At 66.9% G+C, this 25,631-nt stretch carries 23 protein-coding genes; 11 read left to right on the top strand and 12 right to left on the bottom strand.

Features of this window, described 5'->3' with window-relative positions:
• Positions 1 to 272 (bottom strand): hypothetical protein (locus tag FM113_RS18310; protein WP_140393386.1); only part of this gene is annotated, 272 nt, incomplete at its 3' end.
• 54 nt (positions 273 to 326) lie between these two features.
• Here FM113_RS18310 and FM113_RS14975 point away from each other — a divergent pair.
• Positions 327 to 884 (top strand): YceI family protein, encoded by a 558-nt coding sequence (locus FM113_RS14975; protein WP_087015625.1) that lies wholly within the window; start codon positions 327 to 329, stop codon positions 882 to 884.
• A gap of 85 nt (positions 885 to 969) precedes the next feature.
• On the opposite strand, the gene FM113_RS14970 is transcribed toward FM113_RS14975, so the two are convergent.
• The 3 genes from FM113_RS14970 to FM113_RS14960 are packed head-to-tail and all read right to left on the bottom strand — an operon-like array spanning position 970 to position 3,774.
• Entirely contained in the window at positions 970 to 2,037 is a 1,068-nt protein-coding gene (locus FM113_RS14970; protein WP_087015624.1) for an aromatic acid exporter family protein, read from the bottom strand.
• Positions 2,034 to 3,083 (bottom strand): App1 family protein, encoded by a 1,050-nt coding sequence (locus tag FM113_RS14965; protein ID WP_254909029.1) that lies wholly within the window; start codon positions 3,081 to 3,083, stop codon positions 2,034 to 2,036. The genes FM113_RS14970 and FM113_RS14965 overlap by 4 nt, the downstream gene beginning before the upstream one ends.
• Before the next feature lie 4 nt (positions 3,084 to 3,087).
• Positions 3,088 to 3,774, bottom strand: a complete 687-nt coding sequence (locus tag FM113_RS14960) for a DedA family protein (RefSeq protein ID WP_087015634.1) — start codon at positions 3,772 to 3,774, stop codon at positions 3,088 to 3,090.
• Between the two features lie 308 nt (positions 3,775 to 4,082).
• Between FM113_RS14960 and FM113_RS14955 the strand changes: the two genes are divergently transcribed.
• The 4 genes from FM113_RS14955 (at position 4,083) to cydC (ending at position 10,054) form a co-directional block, all read left to right on the top strand.
• Positions 4,083 to 5,525, top strand: a complete 1,443-nt coding sequence (locus FM113_RS14955; RefSeq protein ID WP_087015623.1) for a cytochrome ubiquinol oxidase subunit I — start codon at positions 4,083 to 4,085, stop codon at positions 5,523 to 5,525.
• A 13-nt stretch (positions 5,526 to 5,538) separates the two neighbouring features.
• The gene (gene cydB, locus FM113_RS14950; protein ID WP_087015622.1) at positions 5,539 to 6,567 is read left to right on the top strand and encodes a cytochrome d ubiquinol oxidase subunit II; all 1,029 of its coding nucleotides are present in this window, start codon (positions 5,539 to 5,541) and stop codon (positions 6,565 to 6,567) included.
• 104 nt (positions 6,568 to 6,671) lie between these two features.
• Positions 6,672 to 8,342, top strand: coding sequence for a thiol reductant ABC exporter subunit CydD (cydD, locus tag FM113_RS14945; RefSeq protein WP_087015621.1), 1,671 nt, complete (start codon positions 6,672 to 6,674; stop codon positions 8,340 to 8,342).
• A complete protein-coding gene (cydC, locus tag FM113_RS14940) occupies positions 8,339 to 10,054 on the top strand; it encodes a thiol reductant ABC exporter subunit CydC (RefSeq protein WP_087015620.1) in 1,716 nt (571 codons plus the stop codon). Before cydD ends, cydC begins: the two co-directional genes overlap by 4 nt.
• Before the next feature lie 146 nt (positions 10,055 to 10,200).
• Here cydC and FM113_RS14935 read toward each other — a convergent pair whose 3' ends face one another.
• Positions 10,201 to 11,103, bottom strand: coding sequence for an aminotransferase class IV (locus tag FM113_RS14935; protein ID WP_087015619.1), 903 nt, complete (start codon positions 11,101 to 11,103; stop codon positions 10,201 to 10,203).
• Between the two features lie 71 nt (positions 11,104 to 11,174).
• On the opposite strand from FM113_RS14935, the gene FM113_RS14930 reads away from it, so the two are divergent.
• Positions 11,175 to 12,713 (top strand): anthranilate synthase component I family protein, encoded by a 1,539-nt coding sequence (locus tag FM113_RS14930; RefSeq protein ID WP_254909028.1) that lies wholly within the window; start codon positions 11,175 to 11,177, stop codon positions 12,711 to 12,713.
• Here FM113_RS14930 and FM113_RS14925 read toward each other — a convergent pair.
• Complete coding sequence (locus tag FM113_RS14925; protein ID WP_087015617.1) at positions 12,710 to 13,129, bottom strand: PIN domain-containing protein; 420 nt, start codon at positions 13,127 to 13,129, stop codon at positions 12,710 to 12,712. The two genes, FM113_RS14930 and FM113_RS14925, sit on opposite strands and share 4 nt — an antisense overlap.
• Positions 13,104 to 13,376 (bottom strand): AbrB/MazE/SpoVT family DNA-binding domain-containing protein, encoded by a 273-nt coding sequence (locus tag FM113_RS14920; RefSeq protein ID WP_087015616.1) that lies wholly within the window; start codon positions 13,374 to 13,376, stop codon positions 13,104 to 13,106. The genes FM113_RS14925 and FM113_RS14920 overlap by 26 nt, the downstream gene beginning before the upstream one ends.
• A gap of 161 nt (positions 13,377 to 13,537) precedes the next feature.
• Between FM113_RS14920 and leuS the strand changes: the two genes are divergently transcribed.
• Entirely contained in the window at positions 13,538 to 16,060 is a 2,523-nt protein-coding gene (leuS, locus tag FM113_RS14915) for a leucine--tRNA ligase (RefSeq protein ID WP_087015633.1), read from the top strand.
• Between the two features lie 82 nt (positions 16,061 to 16,142).
• Here leuS and FM113_RS14910 read toward each other — a convergent pair whose 3' ends face one another.
• The 5 genes from FM113_RS14910 to FM113_RS14890 all read right to left on the bottom strand — a co-directional run bounded on the left by FM113_RS14910 (position 16,143) and on the right by FM113_RS14890 (position 21,333).
• Complete coding sequence (locus FM113_RS14910; RefSeq protein ID WP_087015615.1) at positions 16,143 to 17,201, bottom strand: ABC transporter substrate-binding protein; 1,059 nt, start codon at positions 17,199 to 17,201, stop codon at positions 16,143 to 16,145.
• A 72-nt stretch (positions 17,202 to 17,273) separates the two neighbouring features.
• Positions 17,274 to 18,104 carry an ABC transporter ATP-binding protein gene (locus FM113_RS14905; RefSeq protein WP_254909033.1) on the bottom strand — a complete coding sequence of 277 codons (831 nt, stop codon included), beginning with the start codon at positions 18,102 to 18,104 and terminating at the stop codon, positions 17,274 to 17,276.
• Positions 18,105 to 18,210: 106 nt separating this feature from the next.
• Positions 18,211 to 19,257: an iron chelate uptake ABC transporter family permease subunit gene (locus FM113_RS14900; RefSeq protein ID WP_087015613.1), complete on the bottom strand. Its 1,047-nt coding sequence runs from the start codon at positions 19,255 to 19,257 to the stop codon at positions 18,211 to 18,213.
• Positions 19,254 to 20,369, bottom strand: a complete 1,116-nt coding sequence (locus FM113_RS14895; protein WP_087015612.1) for an iron ABC transporter permease — start codon at positions 20,367 to 20,369, stop codon at positions 19,254 to 19,256. Before FM113_RS14895 ends, FM113_RS14900 begins: the two co-directional genes overlap by 4 nt.
• 130 nt (positions 20,370 to 20,499) lie before the next feature.
• Positions 20,500 to 21,333: an AraC family transcriptional regulator gene (locus tag FM113_RS14890; protein WP_087015611.1), complete on the bottom strand. Its 834-nt coding sequence runs from the start codon at positions 21,331 to 21,333 to the stop codon at positions 20,500 to 20,502.
• 146 nt (positions 21,334 to 21,479) lie between these two features.
• Between FM113_RS14890 and kynA the strand changes: the two genes are divergently transcribed.
• Genes kynA through FM113_RS14870 form a run of 4 tightly spaced genes read left to right on the top strand, consistent with a single transcriptional unit; the run spans position 21,480 to position 25,594 of the window.
• On the top strand, positions 21,480 to 22,334 hold the full coding sequence (gene kynA, locus FM113_RS14885) for a tryptophan 2,3-dioxygenase (protein ID WP_087015610.1): 855 nt from the start codon (positions 21,480 to 21,482) through the stop codon (positions 22,332 to 22,334).
• Positions 22,331 to 23,395 (top strand): hypothetical protein, encoded by a 1,065-nt coding sequence (locus tag FM113_RS14880; protein ID WP_087015609.1) that lies wholly within the window; start codon positions 22,331 to 22,333, stop codon positions 23,393 to 23,395. The genes kynA and FM113_RS14880 overlap by 4 nt, the downstream gene beginning before the upstream one ends.
• Positions 23,392 to 24,732, top strand: coding sequence for a kynureninase (gene kynU / locus FM113_RS14875; protein ID WP_087015608.1), 1,341 nt, complete (start codon positions 23,392 to 23,394; stop codon positions 24,730 to 24,732). The genes FM113_RS14880 and kynU overlap by 4 nt, the downstream gene beginning before the upstream one ends.
• A gap of 7 nt (positions 24,733 to 24,739) precedes the next feature.
• Entirely contained in the window at positions 24,740 to 25,594 is an 855-nt protein-coding gene (locus FM113_RS14870) for a PaaX family transcriptional regulator C-terminal domain-containing protein (protein ID WP_087015607.1), read from the top strand.
• The last annotated feature ends 37 nt before the right edge of the window (positions 25,595 to 25,631 follow it).

Here is a 25,631-nt window from a genome sequence, read left to right as displayed (position 1 = left end):
CTTTCCTCTTTCCTCTTTCCTCTTTCCTCTTTCCTCTTTCCTCTTTCCTCTTTCCGCCCACCCGTCGAGACCGCAGTTTCGCGCATTTCGGGCTTGTACAGGGTGCCAGATTGAGTTCTCAGCGGGGCCCGGTGTTCGGGTACGGCCCTGGAGTCATGCGCGGCCCGCATCCTTGGGTTCCGTGGCCCCAAGAAGCTCGCGAGTCCGGGGTCGTGCTGAGCGGCCACGGCGACACGCCAGGAAAGAAATTTCACAAGCTCAGGAATATCCACTTGCATGTATCTGTTGCACCCTTCAGACCGACGTACTGAATGAAAGGCAACACCATGACGATCACCGCTGAGCAGATCCCCGGCTACCGTGCAGGCACCTGGACCATCGACCCGACCCACTCCGAGGTCGGCTTCTCCGTCCGCCACCTCGCAATCAGCAAGGTGAAGGGCAAGTTCGAGAACTTCGACGCGACGTTTGTCACCGGGGAAAACCCGCTCGAGAGCTCCGTGCAGGCGACCGCCGAGGTGGCCTCCGTCACCACGAACGAGAAGAACCGCGACGAGCACCTCCGCACGGGTGACTTCTTCGCTGCAGACGAGTTCCCGCAGCTCACGTTCTCCTCGACGGGTGCACGCGAGGAGAAGGGCAACTTCATCGTTGACGGTGAGCTGACAATGCGCGGCATCACGAAGCCCGTCAGCTTCAACTTCGAGTTCGGCGGCTTCGGCGAGGACCCCTACGGCAACTACAAGGCTGGCTTCACCGCCACCGCAGTCGTGAAGCGCGAGGACTTCGGCCTCACCTGGAACGCGCCGCTCGAAAAGGGTGGACTGCTGCTCGGCTCGGACGTGACGATCTCGATCGACGTGCAGGCAGCCCTCCAGGCGTAACCTGCCTGGCCGCGCCGCGAGTCGGCACGGCGCGGAACCGCGGCGGGCGGGGCTTTGGCCCCGTCCGCCGCTTCGCGTTGTTCGGCTAGTCGAGTTCGCCAGTGATGCGTCCGCGCACCCGACGGAGGTCTTCCATGAGTGAGCCAATGAGCACCCAGTGCTCCGGATGCGGCTGGGGAATCGTGTACGGCTGGGTCAGTGCGGGCGGCTCCACGGGTCCGGGCAGATCCGAGGAGATGTGCCCCAAACGCTCAAGATCGTGCGCGGCCCGGCGCATTTCCTCCACCATCCCGATGACCGAGGGATCGGTGACGAGTTCCGGATCGTAGAGGTCTGCGAGCGCGCGCGCCATGCCAATGACCTGGGTCACGATGCGTTGCAGCCGCTGGAACAGTTCGTCGTCCTCGGCGAGCCCCTCCCTGTAGCGCCGGCTGCGTGGATTGAAACGCAGGCTCTCTCGAGCCTGACGGAGCAGGTCATGTACGCGCCCGCGTTCGGCCTGCAGTGTGCGAGCGTCGGCAAGCATGTCCGCGAGCCATGCGCGATCCCGCGGCGCATCGAGTGCGTCTGCGATCCGGAGCAACACCCGCGAGGTGTGGTCGGTGAGTTCGATGATCGCCTCGTTCACCGAAGAGGTGCGGACCGGTGCCACAACCAGGGCGTTGAGGGCCACGCCAATCGTTGCGCCAATCGCCGTTTCAATGAGCCGCTCTGCCCCATAGTCGAGCTCAATACCGCCGAGCGCGATCATCAGGAGCGCGGTGATCGCGATCTGGTTCGTGGATGACGGGCTCATGCGCAGCAGCCAGCCGACCGACATGGCCACGCAAATTGCGGCGATAAACAGCCAGGATTGCGGCCCGAAGAGCGCCCCTGCGCCGAGCGCGACCGAAATCCCGACGAAGACGCCCACGACGCGCTCGATCCCGCGGGTGAGGGACTGGTCGACGTTGTCCTGCATCACGATCAGGGCCGCAATCGCCCCGAATATCGGAAGCTGCTCTGGAAAGATCAGCAGGCAGACGAACCAGGTCAGGATCGCCGCCGCCGCACCCTTCGCGAGTTGGAACCACGATGGGCGCACCCTGACCGTGAATCGGCCGGTGAGATCCCGCTCAAATCGTCGCCACGGATGCGTGACCGGACCCGTCACAGGACACCGAGCTTTCGCAGCTCCTCCCGCAGCTTCGCGCCGTCAGGGCCATAGACCCAGGGCACGCCGCTTGTGCTGCGGTTGAGTCGCGCCTTTGAACGCCCGCCCGCGAGCACCGCTTCGCCAACCGAGAGCTGCCGGATCGCAACCGCGGCAACGTTCTCCGGGTGAGCGGTCGCGAACTCGTGGTAGAGCGATTCATCGTGCTGGCCATCGTCGCCGATCAGGACCCAGCGCACATCCGGGAACTCAGCCGCGAGCCGCTTGAGCTCGCGGCGCTTGTGCTCGGTGCCGCTTCGGAACCATCGGTCGTGCGTGGGGCCCCAGTCCGTCAGAAGCAGCGGACCCATCGGGTAGAGATTCCGCGCCAGGAAGCGGCTGAGCGCCGGGGCGGCGTTCCATGCCCCGGTCGAGAGATAGACAACGGGGGACCCAGGGTGTCGCGCGATCAGGTGATCGAGCATGACGGCCATTCCGGGAGTGGCGGAACGCGCGTGCTCGTCGAGCACAAAACTGTTCCACGCCGCGACAAAGGGCTTCGGCAGGGCCGTGATCAGGATCGTGTCGTCCACGTCCGAAATCACGCCAAACTTTGCGGCCGGGTCGACGATGTTTACCGGAGCGTCGGCCGCCTCGCTGTCACCGGCGCGAAGGGTGACAGTGTGCCAGCCGGGGGTGAGAGTCACGGGAATAATCGAATCGATCACCCCGCCCCGATCAGCCGTGACCTCCGCGACAAACGTTCCATCGATGTGGACACGGACGGGCTGGTGGGGGACCGAGAGGCTGGTGAAGGTACGCCAGCCTCGCACACGGGACACCTGAGCGACGTCGGGGCGGAACCGTGTGTGCTCGCGGGTCTCAGGCTTCAGGTACAAGACCCGGCCCAGTACACGGACCCAGTCGGTGCCGCCGTAACCGATGTAGGGGATGACGGACGGGACCTTGCCCCGCGAAATGGCGCGGCGAGAACGGCGTACGTGGATCCAGTCCTCGAGTCGCGCCGCAAAGCGGGGGCGGGCGTCGGGCTGGTCGGGGGCAGTCACCCGACTAGTCTAGGGCGTCGCCCCGACCCGGTGCTGAGTCCGTCGCATCCGATTCGAGTTGCATATGCGCGCGCTCTCGGTGCATGAAGGCACGTTTCAGCGCCCAGAGGACAAGCACGATCAAGAGCGCGGCACCCACAAAGATGAAGCCAGCTCCCTTCACTTTCCCCGCAAGCTGGTCATATCCCGCCGCCGCGCTTGCGCCGAGAGACACCACGATGAACGACCACACCACGCTGGCCGACGCGGTCCACGCGAGAAACCGTCGGTAGGACATCCCTGCCATGCCCGCGGTGAGCGGAATGAGCGAGTGCAGGACGGGCAGGAACCGGGAGAGGAACACTGCGAGGCCGCCTCGCTCTCCGAGATAGTGGTCGGCGAGGCGCCAGTTGCGCTCGCCGAGACGTTGCCCGAGACGGCTTCCGCGCAGCCTCGGGCCGACCCAGCGGCCCAGCGCGAAACCGATGCTCTCGCCCGCGATCGCCCCACACACGAGCGCGAACACAAGCCAGCCGTATTGCGCGGGCGTCTCGGTCCCGATCGCCGCAACGATTGCGATCGTGTCGCCTGGCACGACAAGGCCGACAAACACCGAGGTCTCGAGCATGATCCCGATACCGGCGACGAGAATACGCAGCGTCGGGTCGAGATCGCGCAGCGCCGCGATCAGAGTGTCGAGCAGCTCTGTCATGGCACACAGTGTAGTGATCGCTCGCCCATCGAATCCGTGGAGTTCCTGACGGTCGCAGCGTGCGCAGTTCGTGCGGAAAACCACCTCCTGGGGGCGCGTCACGCCCTCCCGCGGACAAACTTTCTCGACGTGAAGAGAAAAGTTGTTTGACGTCAAAATTCATTCGCAGGAAATTCACAGATATTGCTAGTCTGGCGGTAATCGGTCGCCGACCGGTAGCTCCGGCGAGAATGATATCTCGTGGCGGATCTCACTACGGGAGTGTCCCCTCCGTGTGGGGTGCGCACTCTGTCGTTCAGGAGCGATACATGAACGAACTTCTCGACGCCGTAACGCTGGCCCGCTGGCAATTCGGCTTAACTACGCTGTACCACTTCATCTTCGTGCCGCTCACGATCGGGCTCAGCCTGCTTGTCGCGATCCTGCAGACAGTCTGGGTGCGCACCGGCAAGGTGAAGTACCTGAAGCTGACGCGCCTCTTCGGCAAGATTTTCCTCATCAACTTCGCGATGGGCGTCGTGACGGGCATTGTGCAGGAGTTCCAGTTCGGGATGAACTGGTCCAACTACTCGCGCTTTGTCGGCGATATCTTTGGGGCACCGCTCGCGATGGAAGGTCTGATCGCCTTCTTCTTCGAGGCGACATTCATCGGTCTGTGGATCTTCGGCTGGGACAAGTTGCCCAAGAAGATTCACCTGATGACGATCTGGTTTGTCTGGATCGGAACGGTTCTCTCCGCCTACTTCATCCTCGCAGCGAACGCCTTCATGCAGAACCCTGTGGGCTACTCGCTGAACGAGGAACGCGGTCGCGCCGAGCTCGAGAACATCGGTGACGTGCTGCTCAACCCGGTTGCCGTCACGCAGTTCCCGCACACGATCTTCGCGGCGCTGATGTTCGCGGGCACCGTGATGGTCGCCGTCGCGGCCTGGCACCTGAAGCGCAACCAGTTTGTCGACGAGATGCGCACCGCGCTCCGCTTCGGCGCCTGGACCAACATCCTGGGCTTCATGGGTGTGGGCCTCACCGGCCACTCGCTCGGCCTGGTCATGACTGAGACGCAGCCGATGAAGATGGCCGCGGCAGAGGCGCTGTATGAAACCGCCGCGGGCAAAGACGCATCCTTCTCGCTCTTCAGCCTGGGGACGCCCGATGGCGCGCACGAGATCTTCTCGGTGCGTGTGCCGTACCTGCTGTCCTTCCTCTCCACCGGCACCTTTGACGGTGAAGTCGAGGGCATCCGCAACCTGCAGGCGGACTACACGGCCATGTACTGCGGCGGCGGCGATGCACTCCTGACCTGCCCGAGTGATGGCCAGTTCGCGCCGATTATCTGGGTCACCTACTGGGCGTTCCGCTGGATGATCGCACTGGGCGGCATCGCCGCACTTGTGTCGGCCGTGGGCCTCTGGATCACGCGCAAGAACACGCAGCTCCCCGCATGGGTGTGGAAGGTTGCCATCTGGTCGGCACCGCTCCCGATGCTTGCGTCCCTCGTGGGCTGGATCTTCACCGAGATGGGTCGCCAGCCGTGGATCGTGTTCGGGGTGATGACCACCGAACAGGGAGTGTCGCCCGGTGTCCCGGCCTGGGCGGTACTGATCTCTCTGATCGTCTTCACGATCGTGTACGGGGCCCTCGCGGTTGTTGAGTTCAAGCTCATCACCAAGGCGGCGAAGGAGGGGCCGCCGGAGCTCGAGAAGACCGCCGACGGCGAACCCGACCAGCAGTCGCTGGCGACGGTCTACTAGGAGGAACACGAATATGGAACTCACCACACTCTGGTTCCTCATCGTCGGGGTCATGCTCATCGGGTACTTCGTACTCGACGGCTTCGACTTCGGCGTGGGTATGTCCCTCCCGTTCCTCGGGAAGGACAACACCGACCGCAGGCTCCTGATCAACACGATCGGGCCGGTCTGGGATCTCAACGAAACCTGGCTGATCGTGGCCGGTGCCTCGCTGTTCGCAGCATTCCCCGAGTGGTACGCGACGATGTTCTCGGGCTTCTACCTGGCGCTGCTGCTCATCCTCGTTGCGCTGATCCTGCGCGGTGTCTCCTTCGAGTACCGTCATCAGGGCAAGGGGAAGAACTGGACGCGCTGGTTCGACCAGTTCATCTTCTGGGGCTCGGTCTTGCCGCCGCTCCTCTGGGGTGTCGCATTCGCAAACCTTGCGCAGGGGCTCCCCATCACCAAGATGGACAACGGCGGCTGGCTCTACGAGGGCACACTGTTCACGCTCCTCAACCCGTACGCGCTGCTTGGCGGACTCACCATGCTGCTCATCACCTTCACCCACGGGCTCGTGTTCGTGGCGCTGAAGACCGAGGGGGACATGCGTGATCGCGCCCGGGCGCTCGCGACAAAGGTTGGGGTCGTGACGATTGTTGTCGGCGCGGCGTTCCTGATCTGGACGATCCTGCAGCACCTGGAGAGCGATAGCCTGTGGCTGATCGTCACCTGCGCGGCGCTGGCCGCAGTCACCCTGATCGGTGGCTGGCTCGCGAACGTGCGCGGACGGGAAGGCTGGGCCTTCGCGGCAAACGCGGCCGCTATCGCGTTTGCGTTGCTGACGATTTTCATGGCGCTGTTCCCGAACCTGATGCACTCGAGCATCGATCCGGCACTCTCGATGTCCATCGAGGGTGCGGCGAGCTCGCAGAAGACACTGGAACTGATGACCTGGGTCGCAGTGTTCACCCTCCCGCTGGTGCTTGCCTACCAAGGCTGGACCTACTGGGTGTTCCGGCGCCGGCTGTCGCGGGCATCGATCCCGCAGGCCGCCCACTAGGGCGACGCGCTGGCGTGCACCCGCACGCCAGCGCGTCCCTCAGGGGTGGATGTCGCGCCCCGCACTAGACTGGCCACGCCCACTCCGATCTGCTCAGGATATTCGTGAAACCTTTTGATCCGAGGCTCCTGCGATACGCTCGCGCCTCACGCCGCGTGTTTGCGCTGGGGGGCGTGCTCGGGCTCATCCGCACGCTTGCGATTCTCGCCTGGTGCTGGTTCCTTGCCCGGTCCATCGTGGCCGTCGCCCTGCCCGTGCTGGGGAACGACGGCGCGGATCCCGGTCGGATCGCGGAGGGGGCACCCGCTCCTGAACAGCTCCCGCTGCTCCTTGCCGGGGCGCTCGTCGCACTCTGCGTGCGCTCGGCAGCCGCGTGGGGCATGGACACCGTCGCGGCGAGCGGTGCGGTGCGCGTCAAGTCCCAGCTGCGAGCCGCCGCCCTCGACGCCGTCGACACACGATCGCCTGAACGTTCCGATGGCCGCTCAGATGCCGAGCTCGCGACGACGCTGGGACGCGGCCTCGACGCGCTCGATGGCTACTTCTCCGGCTACGTGCCGCAGCTCATTCTGACTGCGGTGGCGACCCCGATCCTTGTGCTTGCTGTGCTGCTCGCGGATCCCGTCAGCGGCATCACCGTACTGATCGTCTTTCCGATTATCCCGGTGTTCATGATCCTCATCGGGATGGCAACGCAGGCCGTGCAGGACCGGCAGTGGGCCCAACTGCAGCGGCTGTCGTCCTCTTTCCTTGACGCCGTCGCGGGGCTCGCGACACTCAAGATCTTCGGGCGGGAAGGGCGGCAATCGGCCCGGATCGCGGCCGAAACCGAGGAGTACCGCTCGCGCACAATGAAGGTGCTGCGAGTGACGTTCCTCTCCGGCTTTGTGCTGGATCTCGCGGGCACCTTCTCCATCGCACTTGTCGCCGTGACCGTGGGTACTCGGCTCGTCAATGGTGACTTCCCGCTCGCGCTCGGCCTCTTCGTGCTGCTCCTGCTGCCCGAGGTCTTCATTCCTATTCGCCAGGTCGGGGCTGCGTTCCACGCGTCAACCGAGGGTCTCGCGGCCTCCGGGGAAGTGTTCGCGCTGATCGAGGGTGCGGACGCCCCGAGCACGCAGATGCGCAACGCGAGTGTGACGGAATCGGGTGACGGCTCGCTGCGAGCCGCCGAGCTGCATCTCGCCCGGGGCACGCGCGGGGTGGTCGGCCCGGTGAGCTTCGACGTGGGCCCGGGGGACTTCGTGGTCCTCGCGGGCCCATCGGGTGCGGGCAAATCCACGATCCTCGCGGCGTTGCTGGGCTTCGTGACGCCGGCCGCGGGATCACTCGTGCGCCCGGCCAACATCTCCTGGGCCGGCCAGCGTCCCGGCCTGCTGCAGGGCACGATCGCGGACAATGTGGCGCTGGGCGCGCAGGTCCGAGACGATGGCATGGTGCGCCGCGCACTCGACGCCGCCGAACTGACCGAGATGCCCGCGGAGCGTGAACTCGGAGCCGTGGGGGCCGGCGTGTCCGGCGGCCAAGCGCAACGCATCGCGATCGCCCGCGCCCTGTACCGGGCGTGGACGCTCGGCCCCGACACCGCGCTCGTGCTTGACGAGCCCACCTCGGCGTTGGATCGTGCAACTGAAGCGCGCATCTGCCGCATGCTGCGCGCAGAGGCCACGGCCGGACGAGCAGTGCTTGTCGTGAGTCACCGACCCGCGGTGCTTGATGCCGCCGATCGCATCGTCACCATCACCGCAGCACAGGCGACGGAGGCAGCCCGATGAACAGCGACCCTCGCCAGACTCGCGATACCCCCGATGCGCGTCGCGCCGTCCTCGAACGGGCGATGCCATCGCGACAGCGGCGCTTTCCCGGACTGGCCTTTGGCATGCTTGCCGACGCCTGCGTCGTCGCATTGCTCGGGCTCAGCATGTGGCTGATCGTGCGGGCGGGGGAGCAGCCCCCGATCCTGCACCTGACCTTCGCGATTGTTGGGGTGCGCGCGCTGGCGATTGGCCGCGCCGCGTTCCGGTACACGGAACGCCTATTCAGTCACGATGCGGCGCTCGCCCAGCTCGCGACGCTGCGCGCGGACACCTTCAGCGCGCTCATTCCGCGCGTTCCCGGGGCGATCGAATCGCACCGCCGCGGGGAGGTGCTCGCTGCGTTCGTCGACGATGTTGACCAGCTCCAGGACGAGCCGCTTCGGGTGCGGCAGCCGCTCCTCGTGAGCGCCGTGGTGGTTGGGCTGAGTATCGTCGTGGTTGCGCTGATTTCGCCGAGCGCGGCGGCGGTGCTCACCGTGGTGCTGGGTCTGTCGGGGGCGCTCGCCGTGGCGCTCGCCCAGCGCAGCGCCGGCGCGTCGGACCGTGAGCTGAGCGCTGCGCGTGCCGGACTCGTCGACGCCCTGCTTGAGCGTTTCGCCGCTTCCGAGGTGCTCGCCGCGTTTGGCGCAGTGGGGGAGCAGCGGGAGCGGATTACCGCCGCTGAGGCGCGCCTGTCCACGGTCCAGCTGCGCCGAGCCCGCTCCGCGGGGGTCACCGGAGCGATCCTGGCGGCCGCGTCGGGGATCGCCTCGGTCGCTACGCTGCTTGTACTGCTGCCCGCTCTCAGCGATGGTCTTTCCGCACCCCTGTTCGCGGCAGCTGTTGTGGTTCCCGCCGCCGTGTTCGAGGTCTTCGCGCAGGTCCCGACCGCGCTCGCGGCCCGCCGGGCGGTGCAGTCGAGCGCCGACCGCGTCGCGCAGCTCACCGAGGGAGAGCTCGCGCCCGAGATCCCGCGGGATAGGTCCGAGCAGGCCTCCGATCCGGCGCACACGCGCGGTGGCTCCGGCAACCCGGCCGCACCCCTGATCGAGGTCAGCGAGCTCGCCGTGCGGCATCCGGGCGCCTCCCGAGATGCGGTGCGCGGGCTGAGTTTTGCGCTCCAGGCCGGGGAGACCCTCGTGGTCACCGGCGAGAGCGGCGCGGGGAAGAGCACCGTGGCGCTCGCCCTCGTGCGCTTTTTGAACTACCGAGGCTCGTATCGACTGCGCGGAGTCGAGGTGACAGACCTCCCGATCGCGGAGGTGCGGCGCACCGTCGGCCTCTGCGAACAACTCCCGCACCTGTTCAACGCCGACCTGCGGCAAAACCTGAAGTTTGCACGGGATACCGCCACGGACGAGGAACTGATGGCGGCACTCGACCGCGTCGGGCTCGGGGAGTGGGCGCGATCACGAGGCGGACTCGACGCTGCGGTGGGCGAACATGGTGGCCTCGTATCCGGCGGTCAGGCACAGCGCATCGCGCTTGCCCGGGCGCTGCTCGCGGACTTCCCTGTCGTGGTGCTCGACGAACCGACGGCGGGCGTGGATCGGGAGCTCGCCGATCGCTTGCTGACCGACCTTGTGGGGGCGGTGCCAGCCGACCGGGCCGTTGTGCTGATCACGCACACGGAACTTCCTGCGGGTATTGACGCAGCCCGGCTGGAACTCGTCGCCCCGGCCGCGGGATAACTCCCGGGGTGGTGTCCCGCCCTCAAATCGTCCATACATGGGCCTTTTCGCCAGCGCGAGTCAAATCCCCGGGAAAACGACTCGGGTTGGTGAATCTCCCTCGGGTTGGGTGGTGTCGGATCTTGCGTCGGATCTTGCGTCGGATGTTACGCCGGAACGTGTGCCGGATCGCCCGCCAGCGTGTGGTCTGATCCGCCGAGCACCGGGGTCCAGTTTCGGTCGAGGGCGGCGAGGAACCAGGCGAGGCGCTCGGGTGCGGGGGAGGGCAGAGTGACATCGTCGATGTGGGTGACCGGGCGGATCCCGTGGAGTGCGTTGACGGCCCAGACCTCGGCACCCTGGAGCTCGGGGACGCTCGGACTGCGCGGTGTGAGCGAGTACGATGCGCCGGAGCGCTCGGCCGCGGCACGCAGCAGAGCCTCCGTGATCGACGGCACCCGGGCAGCGGTCGCGATGACGTGCCCCAATGCCACACCCGGGCCGGAGCCAAGTTCGGTGCCCGACGCCGCGGGCCAGTACACCAGGCTTGTGGTGGCCCCCTCCACCGCGTTTCCGGACTCGTCCTGCAGCAAGCCCTCGCCGCCGAGCTCGCGGTTCAGCGCGCCGAGCGTCGCGATGTTCGGGCCCTTGCGCTCGGGGTGCACCAGCCGCACGGCCCCGGCACTTCGCAGCCGGATCGTATCCATGAGCTGAGGGAGCGGGCGCAGCCCGAGGTCGAGCGCGAGCTCGTGACTTGGCAGCCGCCACAGCTCCAGGCGGGGAAAGCCCCGGCCGTAGGCCGCTATGCGCTCGCGAGCGTCGCGCATGAAATCTGGCAGCGATGCGCGGGTTTCGGGGATTCCGAGGGCGGGAAGCCCGATCGGATCGACGTCGCCCGAATCGCCATCGACGGTGCACTCCGGCACGTCTGCCGACTCGTCGCAGGCCGCCAACACAGTAGCCGCGAACCGATCGAGGTGCCGCTCGAAGCCGCGCACCTCAGCGACTCCTTCGTTCACGCGAACCCGAAACGAATCTGCGACGAGCAGGGTGCGAGCGGGGGCGTTCATGTCGCGAGCGTAGCAGCCCGACCGGCCGCCCAGGAGGAGTCCGGCAGGTTGTGCGCCGCTACACTGGCGAGGTGAAGAATGGGGTAGCGGCGGGCGCACGCCGGGCGGTGCGCGTCGCAGGCGGTGCCGCAGGGTTCGCCCGGCGCGCTGCGGCCGAGGCTGCGGCGTGGTGCTGGTTGGACGGGGACGCCGCAGCCCCCGGGGAACCTCGCACAAGCCTGCTGGGGATCGCGGCGGAAACGCGCCTCGCTGAGCTCGGTCGCGAGCGGGAGTTTCTCCGCGGGCTCAGCGATGAGGCAGCCCCGCGCGTGCAGTCCGGTGAACCGCTCCGCGAGGGGTTCACCTCGGGCTGGGTCGTGGCTCTCGGGTATGAACTGGGAATCGCCCTCCTTGGTGAGGTCCCGGCACCGGACACCACGGCACCCGGGCTGGCGCTCCGGCTCGACGCTGTGCTCGCGATCGACGAGCCCGGGGGGAACGCCACCGATGGCACCGTCGATGGCACGGCAGAAGACCCCGTCGAGGGTGAAATCGGGGAGCTCCGCGCTGACAGCGAGGCAGCAATCGACGCGTGGCTCGCGCGGTACGGGCGCTTGCTCGATGCGCCCGGGGGTGGGTCGGCACGCTCGGGTGCCGACTCGGACTCGGGTGTCGACTCTGGCTCGGGCGCCGACTCGGGCTCAGGCGCCGCCGCAGCCACCATTGCCGCTGCTCCTGCAGGATCAACTGCGCACCACGCCCCGGTGGCCTGGCGTCGGAACGACGCCGAGTACGCTGCCGAGGTTGCCGCGTGCAAGCGGGCGATCCGGGACGGTGAGGCATACGTGCTCTGCCTGACGGACACAGCGGAGACAACGACGCGCGTCGCGCCGCTTGACCTGTTCCTACGGCTGCGCGCGGGCGGCACCGCGCTGCGTGGTGGCGTGATCGTGACCTCTGACCGTGCGCTCGTGAGTGCGAGCCCCGAGCGTTTCCTGTCGATCCGGGGAGACCGCGTCGCGACCCACCCGATCAAGGGGACCCGACCGCGCGGGGCGGAGCCGGAAGCGGACGCGGTACTCGCAGCCGAGCTCGCGGCAGACCCCAAAGAGCGTGCGGAGAACCTCATGATCGTGGATCTCATGCGGAACGACCTGTCCCGCGTGTGCGAGCCAGGCACGGTCGCCGTCGACGGATTCTTGCGCGTTGAGACGCACCCGCACGTGCATCAGCTTGTGAGCACAGTCACCGGGAAGCTTGCGCCAGGACGGGCGCTGCCCGATGTGCTCGCCGCGTGTTTCCCGGGCGGCTCCATGACTGGTGCCCCGAAGCGTCGTGCGGTGCAATTGCTCGCCGAGCTCGAAGCCGGTCCGCGCGGGCTCTATGCGGGGTGCTTTGGCTGGGTGGACCGTGACGGCGACGCGGAGCTCGCAATGACGATCCGCAGCGTGGAGCTGCGCGGTGCCGGATCCGTCGGTGCCGGATCAGTCGGTGCCGGATCAACCTGTGCTGCGCTCGTCGGTGCCGGCGGTGGGATCACCGCTGATTCGCGTGAGGCCTTCGAGGTCGCCGAGAAGCATCTGAAGGCCGGCCCTATCCTTGCCCGGCTTGCCGAAGAAGCCCTGGGCTAGTCGTCACTCACTAGGCGGTAGCTGAGGCCAACGAGCTCGTAGTGTGGCACCGCACGGCGGTCCCGGGTCAGGAGCGTGGTGCCGACAGCGTGGCAGCTGGCGGCGATGTGTGCGTCATAGACGGGCCCGCCGGGACGCCCGTCGCGGGCAAGCTCGCGGATCAGAGCGCGGGGGTCCGCGTCACGCGGGCTCACTACATCCCAGGGCAGCGCGTCAAGCGCGGCCGCGGCCTGAAATGGTGTGACCCGATCCCGGCCGGGGAGCGTGGTCAGTACGCGGTAGCTCTCCAGGAGCACGTGCCCCGGGATGACGCTGACCTTCCGAATTGCGGTGCGGCAGACGCGATGCTGCATGTGCCCGGGCAGCAGTGCTGGGACCAGCACGCTCGTGTCACAAGAGAGTAGCGATGCCGTCATCCCGGGCCTCCTCGAGCAACTCGCGGACAAGCTCGTCGGTGAGGGGTGGTGCCTTGGGATCACGCTCGCTGCGAATGATCGGCAGTCCGTCCTCGATTTCGACGGCGTGGTCGTGGGGGATGATCTCGATCACGAGCTTGCCCGCGACGATGTCGAAACTGAGGGGTGTGTGCGGGGTGAGGCCCATCGCGTCCCGAAACTGCTTGGGTACTACGAGTCGCCCCGCGCGATCAATGGTAGGACTCATGGTAGTGAAACTACCACTCAAAATGAGAGGGCTCCAGGGCCCTCGTGGACGAGTCTCCGAAGGTGGGGCAGCGCGCGGCCCGGCGGGCGGCGCGAACCCGGTATCCTGGACCGTATGTGCCGTGCCCGAGTGCGGCGAGCCGAACCAAGATCGAGGTGTGTGTGACCGAGCAGCAGGGCCAAGAAGCCGAAGGCTACGACTTCCAAGCGATTCAGGATCGCTGGCTCCCCGTCTGGGACGAGCTGAAGCCGTTTGAGGTGGGCGCGGAGGCCTCTGACCGCCCGAAGAAGTACGTGCTCGATATGTTCCCGTACCCGTCGGGCGATTTGCACATGGGCCATGCTGAGGCGTTCTGCTTCGGCGACGTGATGGCCCGCTACTGGCGCGGCCAGGGCTACGATGTGCTGCACCCGATCGGATGGGACTCGTTCGGCCTGCCCGCCGAGAACGCGGCGATCAAGCGCGGGATCGACCCCCGCGAGTGGACCTACGCGAACATCGACCAGCAGAAGGCAAGCTTCCGCCAGTACGCGCCCTCCTTCGACTGGAGCCGGGTGCTGCACACGAGCGACCCCGAGTACTACCGCTGGAACCAGTGGCTGTTCCTCGAAATGTACAAAAAGGGCCTCGCCTACCGCAAAGCAAGCTGGGTCAACTGGGATCCGGTAGACCAGACGGTCCTCGCAAACGAACAGGTGCTCGCCGACGGCACCTCGGAGCGCTCGGGCGCGATTGTCGTCAAGAAGAAGCTCACGCAGTGGTACTTCCGGATCACGGACTACGCTGACCGCCTGCTCGACGACCTGGATCAGCTCGAGGGCCAGTGGCCCGCCAAGGTGCTGAACATGCAGCGCAACTGGATCGGCCGCTCGCGCGGGGCCGAGGTTGAGTTTGAGATCGAGGGACGCGGCGAGAAGGTCCCCGTGTTTACCACCCGCCCCGACACCCTGCACGGCGCGACCTTCATGGTTGTCGCCCCGGATGCGGACCTCGCGGCCGAACTCGTGGTGGATGCGGACGCGGACGTACGGATGCAGTTCCAGGCATATCTGGAGCAGACGCAGAAGCAGACCGAGATCGAGCGGCAGAGCACGGAGCGCGAGAAGACGGGTGTATTCCTGGGTCGTTTCGCGGTCAACCCGGTGAACGGCGAGCGGATCCCCGTGTGGGCCTCCGACTACGTGCTCGCTGATTATGGCCACGGCGCGATCATGGCCGTGCCGGCGCACGACCAGCGTGACCTTGACTTTGCCCGCAAATTCGAGCTGCCGGTGCGCGTTGTCGTTGACGTGCGCGACGAAGACGGCGCGGCGCTGCCGGATCCCGCAGAAAGTGGCGTGGCCACGGCGGGCGAGGGTGTGCTCGTGAACTCCGCCGAACTCGACGGGCTCGGCAAGACCGAAGCCATCGCGAAGGCAATCGAAGTCCTTGAGGCCCGCGGCACCGGCCGCGCGGCGACAACCTACCGCCTGCGGGACTGGCTCATCTCGCGCCAGCGCTACTGGGGCACGCCCATTCCGATCCTGCATAGCGCTGACGGAGACATGCGACCCGTCGACCTGGCAGACCTGCCCGTGGAACTGCCCGCTTCTGAGGGTCTGGATTTGAAGCCGAAGGGGAGCTCGCCGCTTGGTGCCGCAACCGAGTGGGGCACCGTCACGGACACCGAGACGGGGGAGACCTGGACCCGCGATCCGGACACGATGGACACGTTCGTGGACAGCTCGTGGTACTACCTGCGCTTCCTCTCCGCGAACGACGCCACGCAGGCTTTTGATCCTGAGCTCGCGCGCGAGTGGGGCCCGATCGATCAGTACGCGGGCGGGGTGGAGCACGCGATCCTGCACCTGCTGTACTCGCGCTTCATCACGAAGGTGCTGCACGATCTCGGCTACCTGAGCTTCGAAGAGCCGTTTACCTCGCTGCTCAACCAGGGCATGGTGCTGCAGGACGGTGCCAAGATGTCGAAGTCGAAGGGCAATCTCGTCGAGTTCGCGAGCGAACTGCAGGCGCACGGTGCTGACGCGCTGCGCGTAACGCTGGCGTTTGCCGGCCCGCCCGAGGACGACATCGACTGGGCTGACGTGTCGGTCCAGGGCTCCGCGAAGTTCCTGGCACGCGCCTGGCGCGTGGCCGACGACGTGGAGCGCGCAGGCGCCCCCGTCGGGTCCGACGCTGCGAGCGGCGACAAGGTGCTGCGCCGCGCCACCCACCATCTGCTTGCCGATGCCCCCGGCCTTGTCGAGGCGTACAAGTTCAACGTAGTCGTGGCCCGTCTCATGGAGCAGGTCAACGTGACCCGCAAGGCAATTGACTCGGGCGCGGGTGTGGCTGATCCCGCGGTCCGAGAGTCGGCCGAGGCAATCGCGATGATCCTCTCGATGTTCGCGCCGTACGCGGCCGAGGACATGTGGGCGAAGCTCGGCCACGAGCCGACCGTAGCGCTCGTGACCTGGCCGCAGGCTGATCCGGCGCTGCTTGTCGAGGACGAGATTACATTGGTCGTGCAGGTCGACGGCAAGGTGCGCGACCGGCTCACTCTGCCCGCCGCCGTCACCGAGGCCGAGGCCGAGGCCGCGGCCCGTGCGTCTGCCGCGGTGCAGCGCGCAATCGGGGACCGGGTGATCGTGAATATGATCGTTCGCGTCCCGAAGATCGTGAGCATCGCGACAAAGCCCGCCTAAGCCGCGGGCCACACACAGTGGCGCCCCCGGAACCGTGTCGGTTCCGGGGGCGCCACTGTGTGTGGGGGAGTTCGGTGCCGGACTACGCGGCGGGCGTGAAGTCGGGGAACTGCTCGACAGCGTCCGCGACGCCGGTCACGAAGCTCGTGTACGTGAGCGCGAAGCCGAAGCGCTCCGCAAGGTTGCCGTCGATCCAGTCGCCGCGCTCCACGGCGGGCACGCGCTTCAGGAGCGGCTCAAGCTCGGTGCCGGCGTCCGCCTTGAACACAAAGAGGAGATCCGCGTCGCCGAGGGCACTGACAGCGCTCTCGTAGCTGAGCATGTGGCCGTCGCCGTTCTGGTTCGCTGGCGCACTTGAGATTTCTTTGTTGTCGAGGATCTGCATTCCGAGTGCGGGGAGCACAACCTGGTAGACCGAATCACCGGATATGACGGTGAAATTGTCCTCCGGGGAATGGATCACGCTCGCGATCTTTCCCTCTGTGTAGTGAGCGACGCGATCCCTGGCCTCGGCGACCGCCGTCTCGTAGTCCGCGATCGCGGCGTCCGCCTTGTCCTCGCGTCCCAGCAGGCTGAGCTGATCCGTCATCGCGGCAAAGGGTTCTTCGGGCGTCGCGCCGGCGACGTCGATGCCGTCATTCACCGCCAGCACTGGAGCAATCTCGTTGAGCTTGAAGTCCTCGCCGTCGTAGTAGTTCCACCAGCCCACGCCCACGACGATGAGGTCGGGCTGAAAAGATGCGATCTCTTCGCGGTTCAGGTCGAAAGCGCTGTTCTTCAGGTGGGCCACGTCGTCGTCAATCAGCGGGGAGAGCGGGCTGTCCGTGCCATACGCGGTGGCGACGATCGGATAGTCCGCGAGCAGCGCCATTTCTAAGCCGCTGCGGCTGTCGAGCACAACGACGCGCTCGGGGTTCGCAGGGATATTCGCTTCGTAGCCCTCGTAGGAGAACGCGATCGTATCGGTCGTCGTGTCCGGCTCGGTGCTCGATCCGACGCTCGCGGGTTCTGCGGCCGGAGCGCATCCCGCGAGGAGTCCGAGCGCCAGGGTTGCCGACGCCCAGGCCGCGAGGTGCCGGCGGAGGCGCGGCCGTGCGGCTGAGGCGGGGGCTTGTGTGGGCGAGAGGAGCGTGACAGGCATGTAATTCCTTGGGGTCAGAGCGCGGCCCGGTGCCGCGTGCGGGTCGGGGCGTGCGCGCCCCTCGCCTCAACGCTAGAGAGCGGGCACTGCGCGAGGGGGACGATCTGCATCGCGTTCGGGACTTGCTCCGCGATCGGGGGACTGGCGTGGGGCGCGGTCGCGGCCCAACGGGACGACAGTCGGAGTGCCGGTCACCGGGTCGGGGAGCACCCGACAAGGCAGGCCGAATACGTCTTCGACGAGTGCTTCGGTCACGACCTCCTCGGGGGTGCCTGTCGCAACGATGGCACCGTCCTTCATCGCGATGAGGTGGGTGGCATACCTGGCTGCCTGGTTCAGATCGTGGAGCACCGCGACGAGCGTGTTCCCGGCGAGGTGGAGATCGGTAAAGAGCTCTAAGAGCTCGTACTGGTGGGCGATGTCGAGGAACGTTGTCGGCTCGTCGAGTAGCAGCAGCGGCGTCTGCTGCGCGAGCACCATCGCCACCCAGACGCGTTGGCGCTGACCGCCGGAGAGTTCGTCAACGAGGCGCGGAGCAAGCTCCGTGGTCCCGGTTGACTCGAGGGCGTCGAGCACTGCGGCCTCATCGGCATCGGTCCATTGCCGGATGAGGCCCTGGTGGGGGTACCGGCCACGCGACACGAGGTCGGCGACGGTGATCCCATCAGGCGCGATTGAGGTTTGCGGGAGGAGTCCGAGGCGGCGAGCGACCTCTTTGGCTCGGTAGGACGCGATCGATTTCCCGTCAAGCAGTACTTCGCCGGTGCTTGGTGTGAGAAGCCGTGCGAGAGCACGCAAGAGCGTGGACTTACCGCAGGCATTCGGGCCGACGATTACGGTGAACGAACCGTCGGGAATCTCGACTGACAGGTCCTCGGAGATGTGTTTGCGCTCGTATCCGATCGTGGCGTGCGCGACGCGGAGCGCGGCGTTCGGAAAGCGGGGTACGGAGTGACTGAGCGTGTGGGCCACGGGGCCTCCAATGCGGGTGGACAGGTGGGTGGGCGTGCTACGGCAAACGCCGTGCCTCGTGAATCAAGAGCCAGATCAGATAGGCACCACCGACGACAACGGTCACGGTGCCGACCGGCAACATCGCGGGGAGCAGATGGAGCGCGAGATAGTCGGAAGCAATAAGCATGGCGGCACCCATGAGTGCAGCCGAGGCAACGGACACGCCTGGCGTGCGGGTCAAACGTCGCGCGATCTGCGGGGCGGCGAGCGCCACAAAGGCGACGGGCCCGGCGGCTGCAGTCACCACGGCGATGAGCCCAACCGAGAGCAGCATGAGGATGAGTCGACTTGCTTCGACGCGGACCCCCAACGCCTGGGCTGCGTCGTCGCCGAGCTCGAGCTGCCGCAGCGGCCGCGCCAGCACAAGCGTGGCGACGAGGAGCAGTAGGACAAGGATGCTGCCGATTCCTGTCTGCTGCCACGTCATGCCGTTCAGCGAACCCGCACCCCAGACCGCAGCGACCATGGCGGTATCGAGATCGGCGGTGAGGGTGAGCCACGTGTTGACCGAGCTCAGCATCGCGGAGATCGCGATGCCGACGATGATGAGACGGAATCCCTGCACTCCACGACGGAAGGCGAGGAGATACACGAGCGCCGCGGTTCCTATCCCACCGATGAGCGCGCCGGCTGCGACCTGCAGATAGCTCCCACCGAGCACGATGATCACGATCAGCGCGCCCGTGTAGGCGCCCGCCGAGAAGCCGAGTATGTCTGGACTCGCGAGGGGGTTGCGGGTGAGCGACTGGAACACCGCGCCGCTCGAACCCAACGCCGCACCGAACACGATCGCTGCAACGATGCGGGGCATGCGCCACTCGACCACAACCGTGCGCGTGAAGTCGTCGACCCCGGAGAAGAGCGCGTGCCTGACTTCGCCGAGGGTCAACGGGTAGTCGCCGCTGACGAGGGCAAGGAAAGCGAGCAGAATACAGCTGAGGGCGAGCGCCACACCGATAAGTGTGGTGCGGACGTCCCACCGGAGCCATATCCCGCGGATGCGGATGCGGTGGACACGACGGCCGAAGTCGAGTCGGCTCACAGTTGGCTCAGACGTCGGCGGCGGATCAGGAAGATGAGTACGGGGGCACCGATAAACGCGGTGACGATACCGACTGGGATCTCGGCTGGACGCATGAGGATCCGGCCGGCAATATCGGCGAGCAACAGGAGGATCGGTGCCAGGACGAGCGTGAATGCGAGAATCCAGCGCTGGTCGGGGCCGGTGATCCAGCGCGCGACGTGGGGGACCATGAGCCCGATGAATCCGATGGGGCCCGCGATCGCCGTGGCACCGCCAGCGAGAAGGGTGACCGCGATGATCACGATAATGCGGGTGCGGAGTACATTTGCGCCGAGCGCGGAGGCAAGGTCCTCGCCCAGTGCAATCGCGTTCAGTGTCTGCGCCATGCAGAGTGCCAGCACGATACCGACAGCGAGAAACGGGAGGACTGGCCACACCTGAGTGAGTTCCCGGCCGACAACTGATCCGGCCCCCCAATTGCGCAGCTTATCGAACGCGCTGGGGTCGAGGAGGGTCAGTGCGCTCGTGGCGCCGCTGAGCGCGGCACCGAGCGCGACACCGGCGAGTACCAGTCGCATGGGGTCCGCACCGCCACGGCCCGCGGCCCCGATCGCGTAGACCGCGACAGTCACGATCAGGGCTCCGCCGAACGCAAACCAGATCGTACTGACTACTGACGAGAGGCCGAACACGCCAACCCCGACTGTCACCGCGAACGCTGCGCCCGAGTTGACCCCGAGGATCCCCGGGTCGGCCAGCGGGTTCCGGGTGAGCGCCTGCACGAGTGCGCCAGCGACGCCGAGCGATGCTCCCACCACAATCGCGACGAGTGTTCGGGGGATCCGGAGATCCCACACCACGTAGTGGGTCTCGATGGCCTGGCGGGAGATTACGGCCTCCCACACAGTGGCGAGAGGGAGGTCCCGGGCGCCGACAATCACGCTCAGCACCGTGACACCGAGCAACCCAACTGTGGCGAGCAGGAGCCAGCCGATTCGCGGTCCGGCACCGCGAACGAGCCCCGGCCGCGAGGCGGCCGCAAGAGCCGCGGAGGATGCCGGGGCGGCGGGGGCCTCAGCGGAGGCCAGCGTCGATGCGGTGGGTGGGGCTGGCCGAGCGGAGATCGACATGTGGTGTGGCACCCTCCTGGGCGTGTGTGTACGGTCGGAGCGTGCGGCCCCTCATCGACGCTATGGCGCGCGCGCGGCGGACGGGGGACAGAGCGTGTCGCGAACCGGACACAACGGGAACCGTGCTGCGCTAGAGCTGACCCGCGAGTTCCCCGGGCGTGCAGCCGACGGTCTTGCGGAAGGCAGTGACGAAGGCGCTTGTCGTGCTGTACCCCACGCGATGCGCCACCGACTTCACGCTGGCCCCATCCGCGAGCTCGCCAATAGCCGCACGCATACGGACGAGGCGCCGCCACTGCGCAAAACTGAGGGCCACTTCAGCGGTGAAGATCCGGGTCAGTGTGCGCGCGGTCATGTTGAGCAGCGATGCCCACTGCTCGAGCGAGCGATCGTCTGCGGGATCATGCAACACCATTTCGACGAGCAGCGTGATCCGGCGGTCCATGGGGATGGGGACATCGAGCTGCGCTGAGTGCGTCAATTCGAGCATGTCAACACAGACCTGCTGCGCGCGGAGGCGCTGTGCTTCGGTCATGCGTGCGCGCTTAATGTGGATCAGGAGCTCCCGCACCGCTGGGACCACCCGCACCGCGACGGGCTCGTCCCACGGTCGGTCCCAGCTCGCGGTGGCGAAATATGTGGCACGGGCTTCGGTGTTGTCCCGCGTGGCACCCTCGTGCTCGAAGCCAGCGGGGATCCAGAGGCCGATCCCGGGGGTGACGGTCCATTGGCGGCCGGCGGCCAGCATTGTGACGACGCCACGGTCAGTCCACAGGAGCTCGTGCTCCGGGTGCGCATGGGGTGGCCAGGTGACTGCGCGGTGCGGCTCATGCACGCTTGTGGTGAGTAGATACGGGGTGCGGACGTTGTGCTCGGGCGTTGCAGGTATGGAAGGCGCCGGGCGTGGGGCCCGTGTGTGCGGGGCCTCCGGGATGAGCGCAGGACGCAAAGCAAGCAGGGACATCGGCACCTCGGGACGGCGAACAAGTGAGTCTTACCTTACATTAGTCAGATGAAATAGATCGGATGTATGAACATTGCATCATCCTGGAGCCGCTCGTTCCTGAAGTGTTATATTGAAAGCCCATCACCTCGAAGAGGAGCACCCCCATGAGCGTCGAGCGCAACACCCGCGAGATCGAGAAAGACGTTGTCACCGACTTCCGGGAGAAGCTCAGCTACGGGAGTTATCTCAAGCTCGACACGCTGCTCGCGGCTCAACAGCCCATCAGCACACCCGAGCACCACGACGAAATGCTGTTCATCATCCAGCACCAGACCTCTGAGCTGTGGCTGAAGCTTGTGCTGCACGAGCTGCGCCACGCCCGTGAGGAACTCCGCGCAGATCGCCTCACGGGCGCGCTCAAAGCCGTGGCCCGTGTGAAGAAAATTCAGGAGGTGCTGACCGAGCAGTGGGCCGTGCTCGCAACCCTGACGCCCAGCGAGTACGCACAGTTCCGCGGGAGCCTCGGGAACTCCTCCGGCTTCCAATCTGTCCAGTACCGGGCTGTCGAGTTTGCGCTCGGCAACAAAAACGCACGGATGCTAAAGGTCTTTGAATCGGCCCCCGCGGATCACGCGCTCCTCGAGGCAGAACTGCACGAGCCGAGCCTGTACGACGAACTGCTGCGCCTCATGGCCCGGCGCGGCCTGCCGGTCCCAGCCGCGGTGTTGGAGCGCGATGTCACCCAGGCCTACGAGATGAACGAGGAGCTTGTCGACGTCTTTGTCTCGATCTATTCAGACCACACCGGCCACTGGGATCTCTACGAGGCCTGCGAGGAGTTCGTAGACCTCGAGGACAACTTCCAGTTCTGGCGTTTCCGGCACATGCGCACCGTTGCGCGGACAATCGGGATGAAAACAGGCACCGGCGGATCCAGCGGCGTGGGCTTCCTGCAGCGGGCGCTCGAACTCACGTTCTTCCCCGAGCTGTTCGCCGTCCGGACACGGATCCCCTCGTGAGCGAGGTCTGGTTTCGCGATCGCGACGGGCTGATCCGGCGTGGCACAGTTGCCGAGTCCGCGAGGGGGCAGTGGCGACTGACCCCGGGAGTGCCGGACCGAATCGCCCCCGCCGCTGAGCCGCTCGACGGACTTGTCGTGGGCCAGTTCACGGACTGGCATGTGCACCTCCAGCTTGTCGCACCCGGTGAACTCGCCGCAGGCGTGCTCGGGCGCGTGCTCGACCTCGGCGCGCACCCCGAACGCGTACGCGAGTACCGCGACGCCCCGCCGCGAGGCGTGCGCGTGGACTTTGCGGGCGCGTTCCTCACCGCCGCCGGCGGCTACCCGAGCGACCGCGCCTGGGCACCCGCCGGATCGTTTCGGGAGCTCGTGGATGTCGCGGCGGCGGCGGCCGCCGTTGCAGAGATGGCCGCGCACGGCGCGAGCGTCATTAAGGTCGCGAGCAACGCGACCGCAGGGCCCGTGCTGAGCGATGATTTGTTCCGCGCGATTGTTGCGGCGGCTGATGCCGCGGGACTTCCGGTTGTCGCCCACGCCGAAGGGCACGGCGAGGCGATGCGAGTGCAACGTCTCGGGGCCCGCATGCTCGCGCACACACCCTTTAGTGAACGGTTGGGTCCCGCGGAGCTGCGCGCGCACGCCGATACTGTGATCTGGATCTCGACGCTCGACGTGCACGGTTGGGGCGCGGGCGGTACGGCGTTCGAGATCGCCCGCGACAATCTCGCCGGCTTCCACGCGCTTGGCGGGAGTGTTCGCTACGGCACCGACCTCGGTAACGGCCCGCTGCCCGTCGGGCTCAATCCCCGTGAGCTGGCCGGGTTACGCAGCGCGGGACTCACCCCGCTCGAGATCCTCGCCGCGCTCACTCCCGCGGACCCCGAGCTCCCTGAGACGAGCCTGGTGTTCATCCCAGGCACCAGCGTTCACGACCTCGACGTTGCCGCGGCGCGGCCGCTGACGCGCGCAGATCTGGGCGAGCCCGACACGCTGCGGCGATCCAGCAGCCCCTCCCAGCAGACCGACACGACTCGCCCCGCACCGAAGGAGCAGCCATGACCCCCACCGATCAGACTCCCACCGATCCGACTCCCACCGATCCGACTCCCACCGATCCGACTCCCACCGATCAGACTCCCACCGATCCGACTCCCGCCCCACTGACGCCCCGAGCCCACCCAGCGGCAGCAGAGTTACTTGCGCGTGCCGCGGAGCTCGACCGTGCGGACCCGCTCGCGGCCTACGTGGACCGCTTTGCCCCCGCGGATGGGGTCTCCGCGTACCTTGATGGGAACTCGCTCGGACGACCCTTGCGTGATACCGCCGAACGTCTCGCTACCTTTGTGCGGGAGGACTGGGGCACACGGCTGATCCGATCCTGGGACGAGCAGTGGATGGAACTGCCGCTCACGCTCGGCGACCGGATCGGCGAGCTCACGCTCGGTGCCGCTCCGGGCCAGACCGTTGTCGCAGATTCGACAACCGTGATGCTCTTTAAACTGATGAGCGCCGCCGTTTCCCTGCAGCCCGGCCGCAGCGAGATCCTGATCGAGGCCGCGAACTTCCCGACGGACCGCTTCGTCGCCGAGGGCGTCGCCGCCGCGCACGGGCTCGAACTGCGCAGGCTCCCCAGCAATGCGCTCACGGGCGTGAGTGCCGCGGAGGTCGCTGAGGCTGTGTCCGAACGCACCGCGCTGCTCGTGTTGAACCACATCGACTACCGATCCGGTGCGATTGCCGACATGCGTGCGATCACCGCGGCTGCGCACGAGCGCGGCGTGCTCGTGCTCTGGGATCTCTGCCACTCGGTTGGCGCGATCCCGATCGAGCTCGACGCGTGTGGCGTTGATTTTGCCGTCGGGTGCACATACAAGTACCTGAACGGCGGGCCCGGGGCCCCCGCGTTCGGCTACGTTGCTGCGGCGCTGCAGGATCGCGCCGAGCAGCCTGTGTGGGGCTGGATGGGGGCCGGCGACGTATTTGGCATGCGTGATGCATATGCGCCTGCGACGGGCATGCGGCGCTTTCTGAGCGGCACGCCGCCCGTGCTGGGCATGGTTCCCATGCAGGGCATGCTTGACCTCATCGAGGGGGCAGGCATCGTGGGGATCCGCGCGAAGTCGTTGTCGTTGACCGGCCTGGCGCTCGAGGCTGTCGATGCGCTGCTTGCCCCGCTTGGGGTGAGCCTGCTCACGCCGCGCGCGCCGGAGCAGCGCGGCGGGCACGTCACCGTGGGGCACCCACGCTTCCAAGCGATCGTGCAGGAGCTGTGGCAGATCGGGGTGATCCCCGACTTCCGGCACCCCGATGGGATCCGGATCGGCCTCTCCCCGCTCAGTACCTCACACAGTGAGACCGTGCACGGCATCATCGCGATCCGCGACGCCCTGAGCTGAGTCGCGCATGACCGCCGCACTTCCGATTCTCGACGACATCGATGCCCGCCCGGGCAGTGTCGCATCCTTGCTGCGCACCGTTATCGGGCTCTACTTGCGCCGCCTGGGCGGCTGGATCGCGGCGGCAGATCTTGTCCGGCTGCTCGGGGCGCTCGGTGTGGATGGCCCGCAGGCGCGCACGGGGATCGCGCGGCTACGGCAGAAAGGGCTCCTGATCGCCGAACGGCGCGATGCGGCCGGGTACCGAGTGAACCCGGCTGCGCTCCCCATGCTGGAGCGCGGCGACCGGCGTATCTTCTCCCGCCCGAGCATGGGGGAGGATGATCCCTGGTGTCTCGTGTCCTACTCAATATCGGAGGCGCGGCGCGATGTGCGCGGCCGGCTTCGGCGTCGTCTGCAGTGGATCGGTGCGGGCACGGTGGCCCCGGGGCTCTGGATCTGTCCCGGCTACCTTGCCGATGAGGCCGCGCAGATCCTCGACGACCTGGGGGCGCGCGGCGAGGCGACGCTGTTTCGGGTGGCTCAGCCCGAAGTTGACGGACCGCTCTCCGGCGCCGTGGCGCGATGGTGGGATCTGGACGCCCTCGCGGCGGCGCACCTGGAGTTCCTTGCTCAGACGAGTGGGGGCAGTGACGCCCCGGCTTCGGAACAGGCAGAGTCGTTCGCCTGCTATGTGCAGCTGGTAGACCGCTGGAGGCCGATCCCGTACACCGACCCCGGTTTGCCGGCTGCCCTCCTCCCGACCGACTGGCCGGGTGTTCAGAGCGCCGAGACGTTCGCGCGCGTCTCAGCTCGCCATGAGCCGGGGGCCTGGGAATACGTGCAGAGCGTGCAGCGAGCGTCCTGCACAGCCGCGCCGTAGCACTGCCGAAGCGGGAGTTGTCCACAAGCGCCCTGGA

Source organism: Leucobacter sp. 7(1) (assembly GCF_900163635.1).
Lineage (GTDB): Bacteria > Actinomycetota > Actinomycetes > Actinomycetales > Microbacteriaceae > Leucobacter.
The sequence above is the reverse complement of the archived record's forward strand: the minus strand, read 5'-3'. Positions and strand labels throughout refer to the sequence as shown.